Here is a 22,584-nt window from a genome sequence, read left to right as displayed (position 1 = left end):
CACCAGCTGAGTAAGCTGGCTGAGAGTTTGTCCGAGTTTCCTGAATTCACCATTCACATCGATGCCTTTGCAGACCAGAGAGGCGGGGATGATTTCAACCTGTCCCTCTCGTCTCGGCGTGCGGAAACCGTTGCCCGTCACCTTCAGGCACTCGGTGTGGATGGCGCTCGCATCCGCAAGACCTCCCATGGTGAGCGGGCCGTTGAGTATGCATTGAATGACCGGGAAGGACTCGGTTTTGAGCGCCGTGTGTTGATTTACTTCTGCCTGGAGAAAGCGTGAAGAACCGTTTAATTCTGCCCCTGAGTGAAGAGTTTATCTACGCCTCGCCAGAGTATGTCAATCGCGTATGCTACCGGTTGCTGATGAGAGAGGAGATGAAGTTGTTGGACTACCCAAAGAACAACAGGAAGGAGGCTGTCCGCCATGTTAAGAAACCCACATGATCACACCTTGTTGAAGGATATTCTCTCTATGTCGCTCTATTCGCTGCTGAGCAGTTTGGGAGGTGCCCTGTTGCTTGCCTTGCTGGTACTTCTCATGAGTTCAGCAGTCCAGGCGCAAACCGATAGTGCCGCTGGGCTGAAGCATCTCCCCTCCATGGCAGTGGACGAAGTGAAACGCGGCAGCCTCCTGTTGAAACTTGCCAGTGGCGGTATCAGTGTGGATGCCCCCATGCTGAACACCGATATGGATATCAACGGCATGATTGCCCAGGTATCTGTTCAGCAGCGTTTCAGAAATCCCGGCCAGGATTGGGTGGAAGGGATCTATGTCTTTCCACTCCCTGAAAAGGCTGCTGTTGATCGCATGAGGCTGAGAATCGGTAAGCGGGTCATCGAAGGTGAGATTCAGGGGAAGGCCCAGGCGAGAAAAACCTATGAACAGGCAAAGCGGGCAGGCAAGAAAACGAGTCTCCTGAGTCAGCAGCGCCCCAACATCTTTACCACCTCGGTGGCCAACATCGGTCCAGGGGAGGATGTGCTGGTGGAAATCGAATATCAGCAGGATCTGCGTTATGAACAGGGCCGTTTCGGCATCCGGTTTCCGTTGGTGGTGGCGCCCCGTTATATCCTCGGGTAGCGTTTTGGGCAGGGAAGAAGTCACCACTTTCAGCGGTACCGGGTGGGCCATGGATACCACCGATGTGGCAGATGCATCCCAGGTCACGCCGCCGGTGATCGATCCATCCGACGCTGACCGCCATGGAAGGCTGAAAGCCGAGGCGGTTAGTCCCCGGACCAGGACGTCCGGGGCACTAATAGGCTGTCGAAGGCCGAGTCGATTTTGGGGACTTGGATGTCCCAAAATCTTTCACGAGGTCGAAGACTCGCTTAAGGCGCTGTAAACAAGGTGCGTATCAACATAAAACTGGCGGCCGGTTTTCCCCTGTCTCGACTGGAGAGTACCTTCCACGGTATTGAAACGACCCGGGATGAGAACAATACCCATACTGTGAGGCTCACTAAGAGCGAGGTAACCGCAGATCGTGATTTTGAACTTACATGGTCTCCGGTACCCGGCAATGAGCCCCATGCCGCCCTGTTCAGTGAACAGTGGGCGGGTGATAACTACTCGTTGATGATGGTGATACCGCCTCACCAGGAGGGGCAGGGAGGGGCGCTGCCCCGTGAAATGGTTTTCGTGGTCGATACTTCCGGCTCCATGCATGGGGCATCCATGGGGCAGGCAAAGGCTGCCTTGAAGATGGCGCTGAGCCGCCTGGCGCCGGATGACCGGTTCAATATTATCCAGTTCAACAGCTCAACCCAGGCGCTTTTCGGCAGGGCAGTTGGTGCAAGCCCCCGTAACCTGGCACGGGCAGAAGATTATGTCGATTCGCTGACAGCGAGCGGAGGCACAGAGATGCTTCCTGCACTGCGCAGGGCGCTCACCGGTGAGAAAGAACTCGATAGGCTGAGACAAGTCGTGTTCATGACCGATGGCAGTGTAGGTAATGAAGCACAGCTGTTCGAGGTGATCGAACAAAAGCTCGGTGCCAGCAGGCTCTTCACCGTCGGGATCGGTTCTGCACCAAACAGTTTTTTCATGACCCGTGCGGCCAGGTTAGGTCGGGGTAGCTTTACCTATATCGGCAAGGTGTCTGAAGTGCGCAGCAAGATGAAGGCGCTTTTCAACAAACTGGAGTCACCGGTGTTGGCCGATGTGGAGATTGATTGGGGTGAAGATGTGCAGGTCGATATGTGGCCACGACGCATTCCCGATCTCTACATGGGTGAGCCCCTGGTGTTGGCGGTAAAGGGCGAGGTGGATGGAAAAACAGTGGTGATTCGCGGTCGCTCCGGCGATAAACCCTGGCAGCAAAGGGTGACGCTGCATGGAGGTGGCAGTAGAGGCGGTATTCGCCTGCTGTGGGCCCGTAAAAAGATTGCCGACTTGATGGATCAGAAGGCGCGCGGCCGTACAGAGGACGAGGTTCGTCACGAGGTGCTGGTGGTGGCGCTTGGGCACAAGCTTGTAAGTAAATACACGAGCCTCGTGGCTGTGGACAAGACGCCATCGCGTCCTCTTGACCAGGCGCTCATCGGCAAGAATGTGCCTGTTCAACTACCCAAGGGCTGGAGTGCTGAGAAAGTGTTTGGCAGCATGCCACAGACAGCAACCCCTGCGCTGCTGAACCTGTTGCTTGGTGTTCTTGCGATGATCGGCAGTTGGATGGTGAGCGTATTCGGAAAACGCAACAGGAAAAATGTGGCGGACGAGGTACGGCACCTGAATGGAGAGATGTACCGATGAAATGGCACCGCTACCTGGCTGCCGGCCTGCTGCTGTTTGGCGGTTGGCAGTTATCAGAAGGTATTTATATCGAGGCCAAGGCTGTAGTTGCCCAAATGCTGCTGCAGCAGGCGTGGCAGGAGACCAGGCAGGGGGGATCCCAGGTGATCCCCTGGCCATGGGCGGATACCTGGCCCGTGGCGCGTCTGAAAGTGGCCCGATTGGATATTGACCAGGTAGTGCTTGCCGGGGCAAGCGGCAGGACCCTGGCCTTTGGGCCGGGGCATCTGTTTGGGTCGGCCCCGCCGGGGGAGGAGGGAAACAGTGTAATCAGCGGTCACCGGGATACCCATTTCCACTTCCTCAAAACCTTGAAGAGTGGTGATTTGATTGAGCTGGAACGCCGGATGGCGCAATAGCGACCTATGCTGTTTTTCGTCGCAGTGTGCAACACAAGGATAACGTCGATGTACTGGTGCAGGATGTCCACCGGTTGACGCTTATCACCTGTTATCCCTTTGATGCCCTGGTGCCCGGCGGAGATGAGCGCTACGTGATCGAGGCGCAACCGGTAGTGATGTAGCGGTGCTTTATTTGCGTTTTTTCAGAAAGGCAACAATGTGGCTTCGGATCTCTTTCAGCCCAACGGGTTTGCTCAGGTAGTCGTCCATGCCGGCTTCCAGGCAGCTCTCGCGATCACCTGGCATTGCCTGTGCCGTCAGGGCGATGATGGGTGTTTGTGTAAAACCTGGTATCTCCCTCAGCTGGCGGGTGACCTCTCTGCCATCCATGTCCTGGAGTTGGGTATCCATCAGGATGATATCGGGGCGCATCGCCTGGGCCTGCTTCAGGACGTCACGGCCGTTCTGAGCGATGGTTACGTTGAAGCCCTGGCTGCGCAGGAATTCGCTGATCATGAGGCGGTTGTTGGGGTTGTCCTCGGCGAACAGCAGTTGGAGACCCTTGATGTCGTCGCCGGATATCTCCTGGGTATCGGCGGTCATGGAAACCGAAAGCTGTTTTGGTTCGTTGTCGCTGGCACTCCAGGGCAGGCTGAACGTAAAACGGCTGCCCTTGTTAAGTTCGCTCTCAACTTTGATGCTGCCACTGTGGAGTTGGGCCATCCTGTTGACCAGGGTCAGCCCGAGGCCGGTACCGCTGTATCGGCGGGTCGCTTCGTTGTCCAGCTGAATGAAAGGCTGGAACAGGTGTGCCTGATCCTCTTCGCTGATGCCGATTCCGCTATCCCAAACAGTCATATCGATCGATTTCCTGTCCTCGGACAGCGTGACATCAAGACCGATGCGCCCATCTTCAGGGGTGAATTTCACGGCATTGCCGAGAAGGTTGACGAGCACCTGCTTAAGACGTCTGCTGTCCCCATGGATAAGATTGATATCCGGATCGATCATGTACTCGATCTGCAGATGTTTTCGCTGGGCGGTCTGATGCATCAGTCGCAGGCTTCCCTCCACCAGTTGTACGGCGGGTATATAGTCCCAATTCAGCTCCATCTTGCCGGACTCGATCTTGGCTAGATCCAGTATGTCGTTGATCAAAGCCAGGAGATGGCGTGAGCTCTCATCGATCGTGGCCAGGGATTTCTCCTGGTTCGGATTGATCGGGCCGTAGAGCTGATCCTTGAGCATCTCGGTAAGGCCGAGAATAGTGGTCAGGGGTGTGCGCAGTTCATGGCTCATGGTGGCCAGGAACAGATCCTTTGCCTGGGCTGCCCGCGCCAGTTCTTCATTGGCGATATTGAGTTCCTGGGTGCGCTCCCTGACGCGCTGGGCCAGCAAGTCCTGCTCCTCCTTGAGTTTGTTCTGTGACGCCTGGAGATTTGAGCTCATGGTGTCCAGGGCGCGCAGCAGTTGTCCAGGTTCGTCATTACCCCCTTTGGGAATGTCCCCGGAGAAATCGCCACTGGAGATTCTACGGGCGATTTCGGTAGCCGCCTGTATGGGGCGTGCGATCTGGTGATTGGCGAGCACCAGGAAGACAAGTATGGTCAGGCCAAGCAGTACGACGAGAATGACGAGGATACGGCGTTCGATGGTTTTGAGATCATCGTTAACTTTTTCCAGCCGTGCCTTTTTGTACTCCAGTGTCGCTGTCACCACCTCGTCGATCAGGTCGGTGGGTTCTCGGTCGATACCCTGTACCTGCTTGTCCACCTCGAGGTGTGAAACAAGGCTTGTGCGGTCGAATTTCTCAAGGGCAGAGCGGTATGCAAACCCCAGACGGTGGTGAGCTGGGAGAAAGGAGTTGGCGGTCATGTGAGAGGCTGTATCCTGCTCCCCCAGCATCGATATCAACTGTCTGATCAATGAGCGGGTGATGGCCTCTTCCTGAAGAAACTGCCGGTGGTATTTCTCATAGGCTTCGGAATCGTGGCCGCGCAGCAGGATGTTCTTCCACTCCTGGACCTGCTTTTTAAAATGCACCTGGGCCGAGAGCGCGGTATTGACGACCTGGGTGAAGGTCTCCCTGATCGATGCAGCTTCCATATTCGCATGCTTGTACTGGAGCGCGGCATAGTGGCTTACGGCAAGATTGATTGCCAGGGCCATGGTGATGGTCAGAAATAGTTTCCAGCGTATTGTCATGAAGGGGACAGAAATGCCTTTGCCAGTATCGGGTCAATGATAAGGTAACAGCTTGACTATGAATACTGGCAGCTCAGGAATTGGCGTTGCGTAGCCGGGCTTCCACACGTGCGGTATCAAGAAATGCCGGGTCAATGATCTCTGGATAGAGCTGCCAGTTGGCGTCCACCTCCAGGGTATATTTCAAAGCTGACCGCTCCAGGCGGTGCCGGGTGTCCCTGGAGAGCTGTTGGAGTTCAAGCAGCAGGGGGGGGGGATCCAATCAAGATAGCCGGCTACCAGTAATTGGTCGTGACAATCGCTCCGCTGCTCACGCAACAGTAGTTCAGGGAACTGCTCATTGGACAGAATCCGTCCCTCATGCTCCTTGTGGTGGGTGTGGGTAAGGCCTTTGCCGTCACCGCTGGTCAGGCGTTCAAACCATTGGCTCAATCCATGACCGGCTTCGGTTCTGGCCAAGTGTTCAAGTGAGCTGGCATGGGGGTGGGGATTGGTGTCCTTTGGCTGGGCCGGCCGCGCCTCATCAATATCCGGGGATGGGAAATCGCCACGCAACTTGTCTGCACACTCCCAGATGTGCGAGATGCTGCGGTTCGTCTCCGGAGGGTTGGTGGCGCTGGCCAGCAGTGCCAGGGGCAACTGTTGCTTCTTGTCGAGCAGCCACAGTTCATAGCGATCTGCCAGCGGGTAGGGAATCGGGTATGCGTCAGCCGTCAACAGCTCGATGAGCTTTTCCGCCTCCCGGAGCATGCTGGTGAGATCCAGAAACGGGTGGGCAGGGACCTTGCGCAGGCCGGAGGTTTTCGACTAGGTACCGAAGCGAAGATACGCGAGGACAGGCTCGCCGGGACTGTCTGCTCCCCACAGGTCATCAGGGCGCTTGGACTGGATCTGTAACTCCCAGTGAAAGCCATCGAGGCTGATTGCACGACCACTGGGGGTGTGGAGCATCTGGATGACACCCTGAAACGGGTTGAGGCGTCTCACCGAGTAATTTCTCACCACTTCTTCAGAGTTGCTCATGCCGTGAATTTTAGCGCTACCTCACATCCGCCGCATTAACCGCTGCAGAAGTATGGAATAACCAATAATTAGCCAAATTATTTGTATATTTGATAAATGTCTGTCTTTTCATGCTCATAATTTGTTTACAATATGCTTCCCGGATGATCATATTCCCGGTTCATTGGAGTGATGGGTAGCAACTGGAGGTGGGTTTTGTCACCAAAACGTCTTCTCACCGGCGCACTGGCATGCGCCTTGGCCCTGACGGGCGGTACACTTTTGGCCTCTGGTCATGAGGATGCGGCAGGGGAATTGGATGCTGCACTTCATCTGACGCCGAATCTCGATAATGGCCGCAAGGTGTTTCAGCTTTGCAACGTCTGCCATACGCCTGAAGGCTGGGGTAACGAATCGGGCATGTATCCGCAAATTGCCGGGCAGCTTGCCAGCGTGACCGTCAAGCAGCTGGCGGATATTCGTGCGAGAAATCGCGATAACCCCACCATGCGGCCCTTCACCTCGCCCCAACAGTTGGGTGGCGTACAGGAGATTGCCGATGTGGCAGCCTATATTGCTGCGCTGCCCATGAATCCGAGTAACGGTGTGGGTGCTGGCAATGACCTTGCTCATGGTGAGCAGCTCTACAAGGATAATTGTGTTGACTGTCATGGTGACAGGGGGCAGGGTGATGAGAAGGATCATATCCCGCTGATCCAGGGTCAGCACTATCGCTACCTGGTACGCCAGTTCGACATGATCCGCAGTGGCCAGCGTCGCAATGCCGACCCGAAGATGGCCAAGCAGATTCGCCGTTTCAGCCCCAGGGATGTGGCTGCGGTAATGGATTATGTCTCACGCCTGAAGCCGCCGGCAGACAAGTTGGCTGAACCGGGCTGGCAGAATCCCGATTTTCCGAAGTACTCGCGCAAGCCCATGCCGCACACGCCCATCTATGGCAGGCCGCAGCCTCCAAGGCCTCAGCGCTGATTGTTTCTATGGTTCGAAAAAAGCACCCCGTTTCTGCATAGATGCGGGGTGTTTTTTATGTGATTGGTGCATTTTGCTTTGCCTCTATCCCTGTGGGAGCCGCGCCTTTATACCTTCCAGGCCAAGTGCCCCGAGGGTGCTCGCGGCGAAAGGGCCGTTGTACGGCTGTTGCTTCGATCAAGGCCGCTATCGGGGCGGGGGCGCCCCTCCCACAATAAATACATCCAGGTATAAAAAAACGGGGCCCGAAGGCCCCGTTCTGTTCTGGCGTTACGAGAACGATCAACCAAAGATATCGTGGGTGATGTTCTGGAACCAGCTGTGGGCGTAAGCCACTTCACGCTTGAACACCTCGGGATCTGCATCGCCGGGGGTCAGACCACCGGATACCTTGGTGATCTTGGAGCCGTCCTCAGCCAGGCGATAGACCGCGGCAACGGAGAAGCCGTGTTCCTTGGCTGCGATGGAGTAGCAGGTGTTGACGTAAGAAGGCGTACCGGGCTCCTGACCGTTGAGCATGGCAACGATAGCCGTCGCACATACCTTGGCCTGGGAGTTGCCAGCATAGCCGGACTTGGGCATGCCGGTGGCAACAGAGGCGTCACCGATGACATGGATGCCTGCGTGAATGGTGGACTCGAAAGTACCCAGATCCACAGGACACCAGCCCTTGTCGTTGGTCAGGCCCGCAGCGGATGCAATGCCACCTGCCTTCTGAGCCGGGATCACGTTGACAACGTCACCCTTGACCTCGTCACCGAAAGCGGTGGTCGCGGAGTTCGCACCCGCGTTGACCTTGACCACGCCAGCCTCTTCCTGGGCACCGTGCCACTCGATCATGGCATTGTCGGTCTCATAGCCATAGAACTTCTTCCAAGCGCCGGTGAACAGGCCCATCTTGGAGAACTTGGACTTGGGATCCAGCATGATGATCTTGGACTTGGGCTTGTGCTGCTTCAGGTACATGGCGATCTGGCTGGCACGCTCGTAGGGGCCAGGAGGGCAGCGGAAGGGGTTTGGCGGCGGTGCGATAACCACGGTGCCACCGTCCTTCATCGCCTCGAGCTGCTTGCGCAGGGTGGTAGTCTGGGGGCCGGCCTTCCAGGCATGAGGGATGCTCTCGGCAACCTTCATGTCGTAACCCTCGATGGTCTCGTACTTGAGGTCGATACCGGGAGCAACCACGCAGCGGTCGTAGCTGAAGCTCTTGCCGCCGGCGGTCTTGACCATGCGAGCCTTGGCGTCGATGCCGGTGACCTTGTCATTGACGACTTTTACGCCGTGCTTGCCAAGGCCGGTGTAACCGAACTTGATGGAATCGATAGAGCGGCAACCACCCAGTACCTCGTTACTCATGTAACAGGTGTAGTAGTGCTTGTTGGCTTCGATGAGGGTCACATCGACGGTGGGATCAGCCATGCGGATGTACTTGGCTGCAGTCGCACCGGCGGTACCACCACCGACAACAACAACTTTCTTGCTTGCGCCCAGAGCAATGTAGGGGACGCCAACCATGCCGGCAGCGGTAGCTGCTCCAGCGGTCTGGATAAATCCACGACGAGTAATTTTCATGTTGACTTGCCTCCTGCCTTATTGCTGGCTTGCGTAGAAGTTCAGCAGGGCTTCAATACCCTTGCTGCCATCCTTGTTAAGCATTTTCTTCATCTGCTTCTTCATCTTCTTGGGTGCGTCACGGGTGCCGGCCTGGAAGTTGGCCAGCTGCCAGTTGGTATAGGGGACCCACTGGCCAGCCATTACGCCAGCATCGTCTTCAGCGGACTGGCCGCCATCGCCGTGGCACTTCTCGCAGTACTTGTCGTGCAGCTTGGCACCCTTCTTGGCCATTTTGGCGTCAAAGTTCTGCTTAGCCTTTACAAATGGCTTGCCACCGTAGAAGTCAGCCATCTGGCCGATTTCATCATCGGTGTAACCCTTTGCGATGCGGCCCATGATGGTGGACGGGATCTCGCCACTGGCAAAACCCTGCATGGTTTCAACGAAGTAGTCTTTTGAAAGACCGGAAATGGTGGGAGCTGCGGGACCCTGGCTTGCGCCGTTGGTGCCGTGGCAGCCTGCGCAGGTGTTGGACAGCATGCTGTCGCTTGCACCCATCTTCAGTTTGGGCGCGTCAGCAGCAAACGCAGTCGAGCCAGCAAGGGCCAGACCGGCGGCCAGAACGGCCGTGGTAAACGTTTTATACGCCATGATACCTCCTTTGGTTTTCAGGCTTTTGCGATCATGAAGAGGATAAACCTTCTTCTTCTTCACAATGCACCGTACTCCTGTGCATTGATTGGAGCAGGCTGCATCTTCTCTCCATACGCGCGTCACTGCGCATCGGTGAAAATCCCTGTAATTCTTTTGCAGACCAGCTTAAGGTACGGTCTGCCGATTTTTATTTGGCCAGCGCGTTTTCCAACAGCGAAATGACCTTCTTGTTTCTTTTCTTGGCGGCGATATCCATCGCCGAGCGTCCGCGCTTGCTCTTGATGGTTGGGTCTGCGCCGTTTTCCAGTAGCAGTTTGACCAGGTCCTCTGAACGCACGGAAGCGGCTTCCATCAGGGTGGTGACGCCGTCGGCGTCCTGTTTGTTGACATCCGCGCCGTGGCGTATCAGACGCTCGGCCGCTTCGATGTGATCCTGGCCAACTGACCAGATCAGGGCGGTTGCACCATCCGTGTCAGTTGCCTCTATGTCGGCGCCGCTGTCCATCAGCACATCAATGACTGCATCGTGCCCCTTGTCGGCAGCAATGATCAGGGCAGTTGATCCGTGCTCATCTCGGAGGCTGTGGTTAGCCTTTCCCTTGATCAGCATTACAACAGTTTCGGCATGCCCTTTTTCAGCGGCGTGCATCAGGGCAGTGCGACCATGCTTGTCGCCTTCATTGGGATTGGCGCCCTTGAAGAGCAACTGGTCAACCATGTCGATCAGGCCGTAACGTGCTGCGATGGTCAATGCATCCCAGCCAGCCCGTGTTCTGGCGCTCAGGTCAGCCCCGCGCTCGAGCAGGAGGGCGGTCAAGGCGTCGTGGCCATTCTCTGCTGCGAAGGTGAGGGCGGTACAGCCGGCAACGGTTACAGCATTGACGTTAGCTCCCCTGGAAAGGAGCATTGCTGTGGCTTCCATGCTGTCGCTTTCAATGGCCATCATGAGGGCGGTCTTGCCCAGTTTGTTGGCACTGTTGACGTCGACGCCCTTGCCCAGCAGTTGAATAATGACCTCTACGTCTCCGATGCTGGCGGCCAGTCGGAATTCTTTCTCCTGAGCTGTATCCCCGGCGTAGGCGTTGATGCTAAGTGCGGCGCCGAGGATCAGGGCGAAGATCTTTTTCTGCTTCATGAATATCTAAACCTTGCTGCGGTTCTTGATAAGAAGCCCTGGATCAGGCTTCGCCCTCTTCTTCTTCAGGCTCGTCCGGTTCTTCGTGAGCGATGCCCTTGTGGCAGTCGATGCAGGTTTTGCCTTCATCCATTGCCCGGCCGTGGCGCTTGCGGGCACTGCGGTCCTGTTCGCTGAGATCCATCTGCTCGTAGTCGTGGCAGGTGCGGCATTCGCGGGAGTCGTTGGCCCTCATCTTGTCCCAGACGCGACTGGCCATGTCCCAGCGATGCGCTTCATATTTCTCCGGGGTGTCGATGGTACCCATGATCTCGTGATAGACATCTTTTGCGGCCACCACCTTGGCGATCATCTTGGGTACGAACTCTTTGGGTACATGGCAGTCAGCACAGGTCGCTCTGACGCCAGAAGCACTCTTATAGTGGGGCGTCTCTTTGTACTCCTTGAGATTGATCTTCATGGAGTGACAGGATGTACAGTAATCCATTTCATTGGTCATGGACAGACCAACGTTGAAAAGGCCTGTAAAAATGATGCCTGCTACGAATACAAGAATAAGGATAAGATAGGTTTTCTTGCGGGAACCACCATTGCCCAAGGGACTACTAGCCATACATCCACCCTCATTTTATTTTTGTCCACGCTGCTTCATGTCATTTCGTTTGCCCTGTGAAATCGGACATGTATTTATTGTTGTAACGAAGCGACAAGGTCCGTAAAGGAGGGCAATTTTAATACTGCTTACTTCTTTTCGGCTCACAAGCGAAGCATGGGGAGGTGCTTATTACTTTTATGTGGCGAATGTTAAGGCAAACTGTCCATTTATGTAAAGTGATTAAAAAGAGATTTTTAACAGAGTTTAATCGGATTCTTAAATACTAATTCACTGTGATTCCGCTGATTGCCACAAGCGTTGCCAGGACCGCAATTTTTCTTATAGAAGTCATGAAACCCTGTAGAATACGCCACTTTGACGTTGGTCAAGGCGTTTGCTAGGCAGGCTATGCACACTGCACTGCACCATTTCTATTCATACATTCAGGTCCGAAATGACAGCTATTACAGAGACACTCTCAGGCGATCACCGTCGATGCGATGAAATCTTCGCCCAGGTGGAAGAGTGGATATCGAAAGATGACTGGACCAGGGGTGAGCCCGGTTTCGCCGAATTTCACGAGGCGATGGAGCACCATTTTGCAATGGAAGAGGGTGTGCTGTTTCCCGCATTCGAGGCCCGAACCGGGCAGGCCATGGGGCTGTCAGAAACCCTGATGATGATCATGCAGCAGCACAACATGAAAGAGGAGCAGATGCTTTACCGCATGGCAGACCAGGTACTGGCGGCTGATGCTGAAGCCGTCATTCAGCAAATGAACGAGGTATGAGCCCAGGTGGTATAAGGGTGTATGAGCCCGTGGTGTGATGGAACGTTTACTCGATGTCAGCGAACTCGAACCCTGTGAGCCCATGGAGCAGACGCTGCAGGCTGTCGATACCCTTGAGCAGGGGGAGTACCTCCGGGTAATCCACCGCCGGTAGCCGCATTTGCTCTACCCCCTGCTTGAGGAAGCGGACTGCGCCTGGTCATGCCAGGCAGGTGGTCCCGCCGGGTACGAAATCTTCATTTGGCGACAGGCTGACTCGGTTGCTGAAGAGGCTGCCCGGAAGGCAATCGCCAAATGCTGAACACCGCCAATCTTTCCCTTGAACAGGCACCCCCCATTTCGGTGCCGTTTCGCTTTTTCCTCACTGCTCCCCTGTTCGGTATAGGTGCAGGCTTGTGCCTGCTGGTCTTTGGCCCTGATGTTTTATTGTCGCGCTGGAACTCGGTCACGCTCTCTGTGAGCCATCTTATCACCCTGGGAATGCTGGCCATGGTGATGTGCGGGGCGATGTTGCAGATGCTGCCGGTGCTTGCCGGTTCTCCAGTACCCGGTGTCGTTCTGGTGGGTACAGCAGTTCATCTGCTGTTGGTCCTGGGAACGGTTTTTCTGGCGGTGGGGTTTCTGCGGGTTGATACCCTATGGATGTTGCTGGCCATGGGGGCGCTGGGGGGAGGTCTCGGCCTGTTCATCCTCGGTATAGGTATTGCCTTGTGGCGAGTACGCTTTCCCAATTTTACAGTGACAGGTATGCGCCTGGCAGTCATCGCACTGGTGGTTACTGTCTTTCTTGGAGTGACACTCGTCGGCGGGGTGTCAGGGTTGTGGAAGATGGATTTCCTGATGCACATGGCGGATGTTCATCTGGGATGGTGGCTGCTGGGCTGGGTTGGCCTGTTGCTGATTGGTGTTTCGTACCAGATCGTGCCGATGTTTCATATCACGCCGAAATATCCGCTATGGATGCGCAAGGGACTGGTCCCGCTGCTTTTCTTTGCTATTGTCGCCTGGTCGACCTTCGAGGTGCTTGCCTGGGAATCTGCCGAAATCAGAGTGTGGCGTGATGGAATGCTATTGATCCTGGCAAGCGCTTTCATCCTCTTTGTAGTAACCACCTATCTTTTGATTCGACAGCGCAAAAGAAAGGTGCCCGATATCACCCTGATGTTCTGGCGACTTGGCCTGCTCGCTGCAGTCGCCGTATTTGAGGAGGGAGATGAGGCGACCCGCTTTTTTGTGGTGATGGACGGGCAGATGAAACTGACCCGCACATCTATCGGTGGTGATGAGAAAGTTATTGAATTGATACGCGCTGGCCAGACTTTCGCAGAAGCACTGATGTTTTTAGAGGTGCCTGCCTACCCGGTAAGAGCCAGTGCCATAGAGAAGACACAGCTCATCGCGTTCGACAACAAGGCATTCCTTGACCTGTTGCGGGAGTCCGTGGATACCTGTTTCAGGATCATGGCGGATATCAGCATGCGCCTGCGCAGCATGGTGGACGAGATCGACCGGCTCACCATGCAGTCTGGCAGGGAGCGGGTGGCCCGTTACCTCTACGGCCAGTATCTTTCCGTGGGTGAGAGTGATTTCAAGCTGGATGCACCGAAAGGCGTTCTCGCATCGCGTCTCTCGGTGAAGCCGGAGACCTTTTCGCGAATCCTGCACAAGCTCTTGGATCAGGGGCTGGTGAGGGTGCGGGGAGGTAATATCGAAGTCCTCGATCCCGGGCGGCTATGCGATTCTGTCGGCCTGGGCGGGCTGGCAGGGCAGTGTTTTCCCAGCCACTAGTGCCTGTATACAATCCTCGGTTGCCAGAATTTCTTGAATCCGGGAAAATTTACCCCATTTAAGTCCCTGCATCCCTGCTGGGATGGCAGGTAATTCCTTTTTTATCCAAATTCCATGACCGGAACATCCTTTCGAGTTGTATTGCCATGTCCGTATCAGTGATCCAAGAGCGTTTCGTCGATATCAGGAACAACAAGTTCTTCGAGTATTTCGTTATCGCTGTCATCATTTCCTCGGCCCTCATTATCGGCGCCAAGACCTACCCGATTTCGCCCGGGATCCTGGAGCTGTTCCAGGTGCTCGATTTCGCGGTCACGCTCTTCTTTCTGACGGAGATCATCATCCGGATGGTGGCTGAGAAGGACCTGAAATCATTCTTCTCCAAGGGCTGGAACCTGTTCGATTTCATTATCGTGGTGGCCAGCCTGGTTCCCGTGGATGAGAGCGAAATGGCTCTCCTGGGTCGTCTGCTGCGCATCTTCCGGGTATTGCGACTGGTTTCAGTGATCCCTGAGCTGCGGGTGATGCTCAACGCCTTCGTCAAGGCGATCCCGCGGATGGGCTATGTCTCCCTTTTGATGTTCATTATTTTCTATATCTATGCCGCCATGGGCAGCATGTTCTTCAACGAGATCAATCCCGAGTTGTGGGACAACATCTCTATCGCCATGCTGACCCTGTTTCGGGTGGCGACCTTCGAGGACTGGACCGATGTCATGTACGAGACCATGTCGGTCTACCCTCTGAGCTGGATCTTCTATCTCAGTTTCATCTTCATGGTGGCCTTTGTTTTCCTCAACATGATGATCGGCATCGTGCTGGAGGTGATGCAGAAGGAGCACGAGGAGTTCGATAGGATAAATGGTGAAGGGGAGGCCGGTGAGGTCCACTGGATCCGCGAGCATACCGAGGCCATAGAGCAGCGTATGGCGCGCATGGAGGGGCTCCTGGAGCAGCACATCGAAGAGCAGTGGGCGCTGCGGGAGAGATGATTATTGGCGCGGCAGCATTGATGCCGTGCTAATTGTTGGCCCGCTTGAGGGCGAACTCCACTACCTGTGTTGAATTCAGGCTGCCCTTGCAGTAGTCCATCAGTGTATCTGGTTTGTGCAGGTAGATGGTTCGGCGCTCGATGCTGACCAGTCCGCTGTTTCCCAGGGCATGGAGTTCCCGGGAGAAGGTCTACGGAGTGAGGTGGAGCATCGATGCAATGATCTGCTTGCTGGTGGGCAGGTTGACCTCGAGGGCCTGTGGATCATGCCGGCTCTGTTCTGCGTTCTCTATCAGGTAGCAGGCGACACGCTGTCTCACCGGGCGGGTGCAGCACACTTCCAGGTTGTCGATCAGGCCCATGACGCATCCACTCATTCTGCCCAGTAGATGCAGGGTAAAATCCGGGTAGGCCTGGGCGATCTCCAACACCTCCTGCTTGGGAGCAAACAGCACTTCACTGGATGTGATGGACTGGGCACAGATCGGAGACGGTTTGTTGATGAATACGTTCGCCTCTCCGAAGCTGCTTCCCGGGCCGATAATGTCGAGTACCCTGTCGTGGCCACTGCAGGACGGAATGGCCAGCTTCACCTGGCCTGCCGCTATCAGAAAGATACCGTCCAGGGTGTCACCCTTGTTGAAAATAATGGCGTTTCGCTCAAATCGCAGATGGTCGATCTTCTTCGAGATCCCTGCCAGGAGCGGATCCTTGGATGGGTTCCTGCCCTTTACGAGAGGTGAGAAAAAACTGCTGATGGCGTTGAGTCTTGCGCTGTCCATATCTGCCCCTAACGCTAAACATCGGTTGAGAGCCGTTTGGTAGCCATTTCTTGTGGTCGAAGGTTATGTTTCGCTACCGGCATTCTCCATACTTAATCTAGTTAGTGCAGCTATGTAACGCGGCATCAATTAAAAAGTGCGTTCTGCAGGGTCGCCTTGTACAGCAGCGCATGTCTCAGGTCTGCACCTGCTAGGTTGGCTTCACGCAGGTCGGCATGCTTCAGGTTGACCCCTTTGAGATCGCATCCCGGGCAGTTGCCTTTTTCCAGAAGCTGCTCCAGGTCGCCTGCCTGGGTGAGCAGGGGCAAGGATAAGAACAGGGCGGCAGGAAAGTTAATGAAAGAGTTGTTCATTTTTATCATCTACTTGTTCCCCTGGACCCTTTTCGGGCATTGCCCCTGATCGTTTATGCGTTGCCCTTGTTTTTCATGCCGATGCCCTGTTCCTTGGCGAAGTCGAGCATGCGCTTGATCGGTATTACCGCCTTCTCCCTGGTCTCCGGATCGATGTGAATCTCGTTGGCGCCGCTCTCCAGTACTTCCAGCAGGTTGAACAGGGAGTTCATGCCCATCCAGGGGCAGTGGGCGCAACTCTGGCAGGTAGCACCTTCACCGGCGGTAGGGGCCTCGATCAGGTGCTTGTTGGGCGCCATCTCCTTCATCTTGTGAAAGATGCCCCCATCGGTGGCCACGATGAACTCCTCGTTGTCCATGCTGGCAACCGCATTGATCAGGGCAGTGGTGGAACCCACCACATCGGCTTGCTCGATCACCTCTTCGGGGGATTCGGGATGCACCAGGACGGCAGCGTCGGGGTGCAGTCGCCGGGTACCCTCCAGGGCCACGGATTTGAACTCCTCGTGCACCACGCAGGAGCCTTGCCAGAAGATCATGTCTGCGCCGGTAAGCTTCTGGACATAGCGTCCCAGGTGCTTGTCAGGAGCCCAGAGAATCTTCTTGCCCTGTTCTGTCAGGTGCTTCACAACAGGCAGTGCAATGCCAGAGGTGACCATCCAGTCCGAGCGCGCCTTTACTGCCGCACTGGTATTGGCATAGACCACCACGGTGTGGTCCGGGTGCTGGTCGCAGAATGCGCTGAATGGGTCAGCCGGGCAGCCCTCGTCCAGGGAACAGGTGGCGTTCAGATCGGGCATCAAGACCTTTTTTTCGGGGTTGAGGATCTTTGCGGTTTCTCCCATGAAACGGACACCGCACACCACCAGGGTGCTGGCCTTCTGTTCGCTGCCGAAGCGGGCCATCTCAAGGGAGTCGGCCGCGCAACCGCCCGTCTCGTCAGCAAGGTCCTGCAGGTCGCCATCGGTGTAGTAGTGGGCCACCAGGACCGCGTTGCGTTCCTTTAGCAGCACCTTGATCCGGTCTTTGAGTTTCTCTTTCTCTTCCGGTGTCAGGGTCGGCCACTGGGGATGTGGCGGAACCTCTATGGGGCGCTGGGCTATCTCTTCGGGTGATACGGTATCTGTCATCTGGTTTCTCTTGCTATCCGCTCAGCGGATGATCTCAACCCGGTTCGGGTGTTTCATACGATAGACTTTAGCAGGCCGGTGTTGTCCGGTGCGGCGCTGCTCGCCGGTTTCTTCGACTTGGTCGAGGGTGGATATCCATTTTCTGAAGTTGCGCTTGTCCAGGGGTTCGTTACGCAATATCTCGTAGACGCTTTGAAGTTCGCTCAGGGTGAACGCTTCCGGCATGAACTGAAAGGCGATAGTGGAGTAGCTCAATTTGGAGACCAGGCGCTCGTGGGCGATGCGGATCACCTGGTTGTGGTCGAATGCCAGCTCAGGGAGTTCGTCCAGGGGGAACCAGTCAGCATCGGCGGCGTCGCTGGACGCCTTTAGCTCAAGCCTGTCCGATGGGATCAGGGCGTAATAGGCGACGCTGATTACCCGTTCGCGGGGGTCACGGTCGGGTTTTCCAAAGGTGAACAGCTGTTCGAGGTAGACGCCACTCACTCCTGTCTCCTCCTGCAACTCCCGCTTGGCACAGCTCTCCAGGTCCTCGTCGATATCCAGAAAGCCACCGGGCAGCGCCCAGCTGCCCTTGAAGGGCTCGCCGCCTCGTTTCACCAGCAGCAATTGCAGGCGTTCATCACGAAGGGTGAAAACCACAACGTCGGTGGTGACCGCGGGGTGGGGGTACTGGTAGCAGTATTTCTGGCTCATGCACGATACTAAGTGTCTGGATTACACAAAGGATAGTGTGGTCAGTAAACAAATGTCAATGTGCCGTTGCCTTTATGAGCTAACCCTGGCTGTGCCTGAGAGGGTGGTTCAGGTTAGGTGGGATGGGGCCAGAGCCAAGCCGCACCCCGTACGCCACTGGAGTCTCAGTGGAGCGGCGGTACCAGGTGGGTCGTAACGGCATCTGAGAAGACATACTTTTCCCAACGCTGAGGGATATTGCGATAGAGGCGTTGTATATTCGCCAGGCCGCCCCCAAGGACAATCACCTGCGGGTCCAGGACGTTGATAATGCTCGCCAGGCCACGGGCGAGGCGATCTTCATATAGCTCCAGGGTCTGCTCCGCATTCTCGTCACCCGTTTCGGCTCGCTCACAGATCTGCCTGGCCGTCAGTTGTTCATTCGCCTGGGCGGCATGGCTCCTGGAGAGCCCGGGACCCGAGAGAAAGGTCTCGACGCAGCCCTGCTTTCCGCAATAACAGTCAGGACCTGGAAGCTCTGCCGGGATAGGCCAGGCGAGTGGGTTGTGGCCCCATTCGCAGCCACGCCATTGGGTCTTGAGACCAACTGGCCGCTGATCACGATCCCGTCCCCTGTGCCAGTACCGATAATCACGCCAAACACCGAATGAGCACCTGCCGCGGCACCGTCAGTTGCCTCGGACAGGGCGAAACAGTCTGCGTCGTTGACGATGCGCACCTGTCGGCCGAGCAGACCCTCAAGGTCCTGGTGCAGGTGTTGGTCGTTGAGACAGACAGAGTTGGAATTTCTGAGACGCCCGCTGGTGGGAGAGATGGAGCCCGGGGTGCCGATGCCGATAGTGCAGCGGGCAGAAACCGTGTTCTCTATCTCACCAATCAGCGACGCAATGCTGTTCAGGGTGGCACGGTAATCCCCGGAAGGTGTATCCCGCCGCACACGGGTTACGATCTCGCCATCCTCATCCATGGCGATGCCTTCGGTCTTGGTACCGCCCAGATCGATACCTATGCGCATGACATCAAACGTTTTCCGGTTTCTGTTCTGATGTCTCTTTGGTTTCGGCTTCGATCGTTTCGGCCTGGGTGGGCGCTTCTGTCTTTTCTGGTGTATCGCTTGTATCTTCCGGCTCTTCGGCCAAATGATGCTGAACGGTCATCAGGTCTTCCCCGGAAGGATTGGTGAAGCGATCGTTGAGGGTCTGGACGTAGTTGTTGGTGTCTTCAAGTACACCCTTGAGCCTTTTCCTGGCGCCGCGTTCCCAGCCCGCAGGGGAGTTGGAGAAGATGCTGCGCCAGGGGCGAGTGTTGCGGCGGAAGGCGCCGGCCAGGTCACCACGGATCCCTGCCTTTTGGGCCAGCCTCCGAATGTAACGGCTCATGCTGCGTGCTGCCAGGGTGCGCACCAGGAAGTGCAGCCCAAACAGCATCACGGCAATCAGGATTGCACTTGTATAGAGGTAGGGTGGGCTTGAGACGACCTTGTTGAGCCAGGGTGGTGCAAAAGAGAGCCCATCCCAGTAGTCCGCCTTGATGGTCAGTCCGATGAGCAGGGCGAAAAGCAGCCCGAACACCACGCCGTCACCCCACAGCACCCGTTTCTTCCAGCTCTCGATGGCTTGCTGAATGGCGGGTACTGCGCGCTCTTCAATATCCCGGGCGGTTTTTTCCAGGGCGCCTACGATACGATAGGCGCGCTCGATCTCCACCTCTTTCATACGGGAGTGGATTTCTCCAAGATCCGCATCGCGTTTGCCCTCGAAACGCTCCCTGCGGTTGTCGTCTTCGATGGGGACTGCGGCATCCGGGTTGTAGATGGTGTAAAAACGCCCGGCTGTCAGGCCCCTTTCACCCAGTGCACGCTGCCAGGCGGCCACAACCTCTTCAGGATTGTCCTCCCTGGCCGTGGTGTCGATCTGGTTGAGGATATAGAGAAACTTTCCGGCGTCAGAGCGCTTGATGGTGTTGCTGACTAGGTGATCCAGGGTGTCGTTCATGGCGCCCGGCTCAGGATGGCGGGCATCGAAAAACACCAGCACCAGGTCTGAGAGATCGATGATGTGGTCCGTGATGCGCAGGGTGGAGGTGCGCTGTGCATCGGCGTCGAATCCGGGAGAGTCGATGATGATCTTGCCGCGAAGCTGTTCGCTGGGGCAGGTCTTGAGCTGCAGGTAGGAGTCGATGCGCTGCCCCTCACCCTGGGCAACCTTTTCGATCTCGTTGCTCATCTGGTAGAAGGGAAAACGGGGGTCGGAGTCCAGGGCAACACCGGGCAGGGCGTGTGCGGTGCTCTCGTGACTGTAGCAGGTCACTGTGAACTTATCGTCCACTGCCTGGTTGCCGGTACGCTGCAGGGCGTACTCCAGGTAGTGGTTGATAAAGGTCGATTTTCCCGATGAAAAGGTCCCCAGTATCGAGATAAGGGGCCACCAGGGGATCTGCGTCGCATAGGATGTGTCCTGGTGCAGCAGTCCCATGCTGTAGGCAATCTTGTCCAGTTGCCTGAAGCTCTGGACTGTACTCAGGAGTACGGGATTCTCCTGTTCCAGGTGGGTTTCGAGGTGCTTGAGTCTGCCTTCGATCACTCTGCCGGCCATTGCCATCTGCTGCTCCCTTGATAACGCCGATTGCTGGCTGAATTTTTATTCTACCTACAGTCTACCTCGGGCTCGGTTTCCGGCATAGCCCAAGCTGCAATCGGTAGTGGATACTGAAGGTATGGAACCCGTAGTTTTTCTTTGTTTTACGGGGTATTTCCAGAATGACTGCTTTGAAAAAGCAGAAAAATACGAATATGCCCAAATATTTATAAGCGGATAGTGAATTGATTTTGGTCTCTACAGTTTGTTGCAATAGAAGTGCCCTTAAGGGATACTGCGAGTCTTATGAAAATGGTCCTACAAGACCCTGCTGTTCAGGTGAATGGCAGAAAATAAAACACAAAAACCAAGATACAAGCGTGGAGGTTGTTATGGCAGACCTGTTTTTCGATGAGTGGATGAAAAGCTTTATGGAACAGTGGAATGCCGAGCCTGAACTGAGCGATGCTCTGGCACAGATCGGATTCAACAGCGTAATCGGTTACGGTTTTGACGGGGAAGATCAGCCGCGTGGCGTGATTGCCGTTGAGAATGGCAAGGCAACCAGTGCCGGTGCATTCAACGGAGAAGAGTTGAACTGGGATATCCGCTGCAGCGATGCCCAATGGCAGAAATGGATCAGCAAGCCCCCCGGAATGATGGGACTGGGTATGGCATTCACTTCTGGCAAGATGAAGTTCAAGGTTGGAGACTACGGTGCCATGATCAAGGATCCACGCATGGCTGGTCCGTTTATCAAGAGCTTTACTGTGATGGGGCGGTCATAACCCCCCCCCGTTTCACTTGTGAGTTCGTACGGTGAGGGCTTAGCCCTTGCCGGCAGTATCAATCAGCAGGTTAAACAATAAGATGGTTAGAAAAGCCCAAGCGCTCGTATTAGCGGCGGGCATGGCTGTCGCCGCAGCTCTGCCCGGCCAGGCTCTCTCTCAGACCGCCGGTGCCCAATATTTCACTGTTCAGCAGGCACGAGGTGCCCCAACGGTTTCCCTGGGCGGTACGGTCATACCTTATAAGGAGGTCACCCTCTCCGCGCAGCTGCCCGGTCGGGTGAAGTACCTTGCAGGTATCGAGGGGGATGCGTTCGAGAAAGGCGCGCTTCTGGTTTCCCTGGATGAATCGGAGCTGCTGGCAAAGCGCAATGCTGCTGTTGCCCAACTGGCCAATGCAGAGGCGCAACTGCGTGCTGCAGGCGTGCAGTACAGCCGCGAACTCTGGTCTCCCCAGTCCAAGCAGGCCATGGGTGGCATGGGCATGCCGAACCTGTTCGACCAGATGTTCACCCGTCCCATGGAGAGCTTTTCCGGCACCCGTAGTCAGGGTGTAGAGCGCCGGGCAGATCTCTACTCATCCGGCGTACAGATCCAGCAGGCCCAGAACTCCCTGTTGGCGGCCCAGTCCCAGATCCAAGCTATCGACGCAAAATTGCGTGACGCCAAGAGCATGGCGCCTTTCGATGGTGTGATCATGAAGAAATTCGTGGAAGAGGGTGACACCATGCAGCCGGGTCAACCCCTGTTGGTGTTTGCCGATGTGGAGTACCTGCAGATCGCGGTGGATGTACCCGCACGCCTGCGACCCGGTTTGAGCGAAGGCATGATGCTGCAGGCCCAGCTGGATGTCGGTAACCAGGTGGTACCGGTACGTGTTGCCCAGATCTTCCCCATGGCAGATGCACAGCGTCATACTGTCAAAGTGAAATTCGATCTGCCCCAGGGTGTATCCGCGCCGGGTATGTATGCCAAGGTGCTGGTGCCGGACTTCACTGCCCCGGCAAGGAACTACCCGGTTATCCCCACAAGTGCGATCCGTTATAACGGTAGTCTGCCCGGGGTTTACGTAGTGGGTGCAGAAGGGAAGCAGGAGCTGCGCCTGATCCGCGTTGGCGAGAATTTGGACGGTGGCTATACCAGCGTGCTGTCAGGGCTCAGCGAAGGTGAAAGAATTCTCCGCAACCCCGGAGTCGGTGTCACTTCCGGCTGGTCAACCCCGAACACTGGCGCAAACCGCTGATTACAAAGGCGGCTGCCCTGCAGCCGCCTTATCAGATCATTGGTCCTTTCACATAGACTGAAGCGTAATAATAAGACGCGGATTCAACTCGCTAGAGCAACAGGTGGGTTGATCCCGAAAAATACCTGATTAGGTGTTTTAATGCCAAGGCATTTTCGAGGGCGATTGTTCAGTT

Annotated in this window: 23 protein-coding genes and 2 pseudogenes; 12 read left to right on the top strand and 13 right to left on the bottom strand. The window is 55.9% G+C overall.

Annotated features, from left to right (window positions below; translation table 11 throughout):
• Positions 1-6: 6 nt before the first annotated feature.
• The 5 genes and pseudogenes from BOW53_RS05010 to BOW53_RS04995 all read left to right on the top strand — a co-directional run bounded on the left by BOW53_RS05010 (position 7) and on the right by BOW53_RS04995 (position 3,319).
• The gene (locus BOW53_RS05010; protein ID WP_078486414.1) at positions 7-282 is read left to right on the top strand and encodes an OmpA family protein; all 276 of its coding nucleotides are present in this window, start codon (positions 7-9) and stop codon (positions 280-282) included.
• Positions 279-446, top strand: a complete 168-nt coding sequence (locus BOW53_RS12745) for a hypothetical protein (protein WP_172838776.1) — start codon at positions 279-281, stop codon at positions 444-446. The genes BOW53_RS05010 and BOW53_RS12745 overlap by 4 nt, the downstream gene beginning before the upstream one ends.
• Positions 427-1,083 carry a VIT domain-containing protein gene (locus tag BOW53_RS05005; RefSeq protein ID WP_078486413.1) on the top strand — a complete coding sequence of 219 codons (657 nt, stop codon included), beginning with the start codon at positions 427-429 and terminating at the stop codon, positions 1,081-1,083. Before BOW53_RS12745 ends, BOW53_RS05005 begins: the two co-directional genes overlap by 20 nt.
• A 270-nt stretch (positions 1,084-1,353) precedes the next feature.
• Positions 1,354-2,757, top strand: coding sequence for a marine proteobacterial sortase target protein (locus BOW53_RS05000; protein ID WP_078486412.1), 1,404 nt, complete (start codon positions 1,354-1,356; stop codon positions 2,755-2,757).
• A pseudogene (locus BOW53_RS04995) lies at positions 2,754-3,319 on the top strand (class GN sortase). Before BOW53_RS05000 ends, BOW53_RS04995 begins: the two are co-directional and overlap by 4 nt.
• A gap of 7 nt (positions 3,320-3,326) precedes the next feature.
• Here the strand turns inward: BOW53_RS04995 and BOW53_RS04990 are convergent.
• From BOW53_RS04990 to BOW53_RS04980, 3 genes are all read right to left on the bottom strand, one after another.
• The gene (locus BOW53_RS04990; protein WP_078486411.1) at positions 3,327-5,342 is read right to left on the bottom strand and encodes an ATP-binding protein; all 2,016 of its coding nucleotides are present in this window, start codon (positions 5,340-5,342) and stop codon (positions 3,327-3,329) included.
• A gap of 183 nt (positions 5,343-5,525) precedes the next feature.
• On the bottom strand, positions 5,526-6,092 hold the full coding sequence (locus BOW53_RS04985; RefSeq protein ID WP_078486410.1) for a hypothetical protein: 567 nt from the start codon (positions 6,090-6,092) through the stop codon (positions 5,526-5,528).
• Between the two features lie 57 nt (positions 6,093-6,149).
• Complete coding sequence (locus BOW53_RS04980) at positions 6,150-6,365, bottom strand: hypothetical protein (protein ID WP_078486409.1); 216 nt, start codon at positions 6,363-6,365, stop codon at positions 6,150-6,152.
• Between the two features lie 195 nt (positions 6,366-6,560).
• On the opposite strand from BOW53_RS04980, the gene BOW53_RS04975 reads away from it, so the two are divergent.
• Positions 6,561-7,334, top strand: coding sequence for a c-type cytochrome (locus BOW53_RS04975; RefSeq protein ID WP_245832000.1), 774 nt, complete (start codon positions 6,561-6,563; stop codon positions 7,332-7,334).
• A 282-nt stretch (positions 7,335-7,616) separates the two neighbouring features.
• Here BOW53_RS04975 and BOW53_RS04970 read toward each other — a convergent pair whose 3' ends face one another.
• The 4 genes from BOW53_RS04970 to BOW53_RS04955 form a co-directional block, all read right to left on the bottom strand.
• Positions 7,617-8,906, bottom strand: a complete 1,290-nt coding sequence (locus tag BOW53_RS04970) for an NAD(P)/FAD-dependent oxidoreductase (protein WP_078486407.1) — start codon at positions 8,904-8,906, stop codon at positions 7,617-7,619.
• Positions 8,907-8,924: 18 nt separating this feature from the next.
• Positions 8,925-9,539 (bottom strand): c-type cytochrome, encoded by a 615-nt coding sequence (locus BOW53_RS04965; RefSeq protein ID WP_078486439.1) that lies wholly within the window; start codon positions 9,537-9,539, stop codon positions 8,925-8,927.
• A gap of 190 nt (positions 9,540-9,729) precedes the next feature.
• Positions 9,730-10,677 carry an ankyrin repeat domain-containing protein gene (locus BOW53_RS04960; protein WP_078486406.1) on the bottom strand — a complete coding sequence of 316 codons (948 nt, stop codon included), beginning with the start codon at positions 10,675-10,677 and terminating at the stop codon, positions 9,730-9,732.
• Between the two features lie 43 nt (positions 10,678-10,720).
• A complete protein-coding gene (locus tag BOW53_RS04955; protein WP_078486405.1) occupies positions 10,721-11,290 on the bottom strand; it encodes a NapC/NirT family cytochrome c in 570 nt (189 codons plus the stop codon).
• A gap of 436 nt (positions 11,291-11,726) precedes the next feature.
• On the opposite strand from BOW53_RS04955, the gene BOW53_RS04950 reads away from it, so the two are divergent.
• The 4 genes from BOW53_RS04950 to BOW53_RS04935 all read left to right on the top strand — a co-directional run bounded on the left by BOW53_RS04950 (position 11,727) and on the right by BOW53_RS04935 (position 14,842).
• Entirely contained in the window at positions 11,727-12,062 is a 336-nt protein-coding gene (locus BOW53_RS04950) for a hemerythrin domain-containing protein (protein ID WP_078486404.1), read from the top strand.
• Between the two features lie 37 nt (positions 12,063-12,099).
• Positions 12,100-12,216, top strand: a complete 117-nt coding sequence (locus BOW53_RS12740; RefSeq protein WP_172838775.1) for a DUF2249 domain-containing protein — start codon at positions 12,100-12,102, stop codon at positions 12,214-12,216.
• Positions 12,217-12,356: 140 nt separating this feature from the next.
• Positions 12,357-13,850: a Crp/Fnr family transcriptional regulator gene (locus BOW53_RS04940; RefSeq protein ID WP_078486403.1), complete on the top strand. Its 1,494-nt coding sequence runs from the start codon at positions 12,357-12,359 to the stop codon at positions 13,848-13,850.
• A gap of 140 nt (positions 13,851-13,990) precedes the next feature.
• The gene (locus tag BOW53_RS04935) at positions 13,991-14,842 is read left to right on the top strand and encodes an ion transporter (RefSeq protein ID WP_078486402.1); all 852 of its coding nucleotides are present in this window, start codon (positions 13,991-13,993) and stop codon (positions 14,840-14,842) included.
• A 190-nt stretch (positions 14,843-15,032) separates the two neighbouring features.
• Here BOW53_RS04935 and BOW53_RS04930 read toward each other — a convergent pair whose 3' ends face one another.
• The 6 genes and pseudogenes from BOW53_RS04930 to BOW53_RS04905 all read right to left on the bottom strand — a co-directional run bounded on the left by BOW53_RS04930 (position 15,033) and on the right by BOW53_RS04905 (position 20,402).
• A complete protein-coding gene (locus BOW53_RS04930) occupies positions 15,033-15,623 on the bottom strand; it encodes a Crp/Fnr family transcriptional regulator (protein WP_078486401.1) in 591 nt (196 codons plus the stop codon).
• Between the two features lie 125 nt (positions 15,624-15,748).
• Positions 15,749-15,976 (bottom strand): pentapeptide repeat-containing protein, encoded by a 228-nt coding sequence (locus tag BOW53_RS04925; RefSeq protein ID WP_172838773.1) that lies wholly within the window; start codon positions 15,974-15,976, stop codon positions 15,749-15,751.
• Between the two features lie 53 nt (positions 15,977-16,029).
• A complete protein-coding gene (gene nadA, locus BOW53_RS04920; RefSeq protein ID WP_078486399.1) occupies positions 16,030-17,106 on the bottom strand; it encodes a quinolinate synthase NadA in 1,077 nt (358 codons plus the stop codon).
• A gap of 21 nt (positions 17,107-17,127) precedes the next feature.
• Positions 17,128-17,802: an NUDIX hydrolase gene (locus tag BOW53_RS04915; protein WP_078486398.1), complete on the bottom strand. Its 675-nt coding sequence runs from the start codon at positions 17,800-17,802 to the stop codon at positions 17,128-17,130.
• A gap of 164 nt (positions 17,803-17,966) precedes the next feature.
• Positions 17,967-18,817: pseudogene (locus tag BOW53_RS04910) on the bottom strand (ROK family protein).
• Positions 18,818-18,821: 4 nt separating this feature from the next.
• Positions 18,822-20,402, bottom strand: a complete 1,581-nt coding sequence (locus tag BOW53_RS04905) for a dynamin family protein (RefSeq protein WP_078486397.1) — start codon at positions 20,400-20,402, stop codon at positions 18,822-18,824.
• A 368-nt stretch (positions 20,403-20,770) separates the two neighbouring features.
• Here BOW53_RS04905 and BOW53_RS04900 point away from each other — a divergent pair, with 368 nt between their 5' ends.
• Complete coding sequence (locus tag BOW53_RS04900) at positions 20,771-21,166, top strand: SCP-2 sterol transfer family protein (RefSeq protein ID WP_078486437.1); 396 nt, start codon at positions 20,771-20,773, stop codon at positions 21,164-21,166.
• Between the two features lie 82 nt (positions 21,167-21,248).
• Complete coding sequence (locus BOW53_RS04895) at positions 21,249-22,409, top strand: efflux RND transporter periplasmic adaptor subunit (RefSeq protein ID WP_135607007.1); 1,161 nt, start codon at positions 21,249-21,251, stop codon at positions 22,407-22,409.
• Positions 22,410-22,584 lie beyond the last annotated feature (175 nt).

Source organism: Solemya velesiana gill symbiont, assembly GCF_002020805.1.
GTDB lineage: Bacteria > Pseudomonadota > Gammaproteobacteria > Chromatiales > Chromatiaceae > Sedimenticola_A.
Note: the sequence above shows the minus strand (reverse complement) of the source record. Positions and strands in the feature narration are given on the sequence as shown.

What these genes read in the sequence shown, in the direction of transcription:
- BOW53_RS05005 (WP_078486413.1), top strand. Translation starts at nt 427, where the DNA reads ATGTTAAGAAACCCACATGATCACACCTTGTTGAAGGATATTCTCTCT.
- BOW53_RS04990 (WP_078486411.1), bottom strand. Translation starts at nt 5,342, where the DNA reads ATGACAATACGCTGGAAACTATTTCTGACCATCACCATGGCCCTGGCA.
- BOW53_RS04985 (WP_078486410.1), bottom strand. Translation starts at nt 6,092, where the DNA reads ATGCTCCGGGAGGCGGAAAAGCTCATCGAGCTGTTGACGGCTGACGCA.
- BOW53_RS04980 (WP_078486409.1), bottom strand. Translation starts at nt 6,365, where the DNA reads ATGAGCAACTCTGAAGAAGTGGTGAGAAATTACTCGGTGAGACGCCTC.
- BOW53_RS04970 (WP_078486407.1), bottom strand. Translation starts at nt 8,906, where the DNA reads ATGAAAATTACTCGTCGTGGATTTATCCAGACCGCTGGAGCAGCTACC.
- BOW53_RS04965 (WP_078486439.1), bottom strand. Translation starts at nt 9,539, where the DNA reads ATGGCGTATAAAACGTTTACCACGGCCGTTCTGGCCGCCGGTCTGGCC.
- BOW53_RS04960 (WP_078486406.1), bottom strand. Translation starts at nt 10,677, where the DNA reads ATGAAGCAGAAAAAGATCTTCGCCCTGATCCTCGGCGCCGCACTTAGC.
- BOW53_RS04955 (WP_078486405.1), bottom strand. Translation starts at nt 11,290, where the DNA reads ATGGCTAGTAGTCCCTTGGGCAATGGTGGTTCCCGCAAGAAAACCTAT.
- BOW53_RS04950 (WP_078486404.1), top strand. Translation starts at nt 11,727, where the DNA reads ATGACAGCTATTACAGAGACACTCTCAGGCGATCACCGTCGATGCGAT.
- BOW53_RS12740 (WP_172838775.1), top strand. Translation starts at nt 12,100, where the DNA reads ATGGAACGTTTACTCGATGTCAGCGAACTCGAACCCTGTGAGCCCATG.
- BOW53_RS04940 (WP_078486403.1), top strand. Translation starts at nt 12,357, where the DNA reads ATGCTGAACACCGCCAATCTTTCCCTTGAACAGGCACCCCCCATTTCG.
- BOW53_RS04930 (WP_078486401.1), bottom strand. Translation starts at nt 15,623, where the DNA reads ATGGACAGCGCAAGACTCAACGCCATCAGCAGTTTTTTCTCACCTCTC.
- BOW53_RS04925 (WP_172838773.1), bottom strand. Translation starts at nt 15,976, where the DNA reads ATGAACAACTCTTTCATTAACTTTCCTGCCGCCCTGTTCTTATCCTTG.
- nadA (WP_078486399.1), bottom strand. Translation starts at nt 17,106, where the DNA reads ATGACAGATACCGTATCACCCGAAGAGATAGCCCAGCGCCCCATAGAG.
- BOW53_RS04915 (WP_078486398.1), bottom strand. Translation starts at nt 17,802, where the DNA reads ATGAGCCAGAAATACTGCTACCAGTACCCCCACCCCGCGGTCACCACC.
- BOW53_RS04905 (WP_078486397.1), bottom strand. Translation starts at nt 20,402, where the DNA reads ATGGCAATGGCCGGCAGAGTGATCGAAGGCAGACTCAAGCACCTCGAA.
- BOW53_RS04900 (WP_078486437.1), top strand. Translation starts at nt 20,771, where the DNA reads ATGGCAGACCTGTTTTTCGATGAGTGGATGAAAAGCTTTATGGAACAG.
- BOW53_RS04895 (WP_135607007.1), top strand. Translation starts at nt 21,249, where the DNA reads ATGGTTAGAAAAGCCCAAGCGCTCGTATTAGCGGCGGGCATGGCTGTC.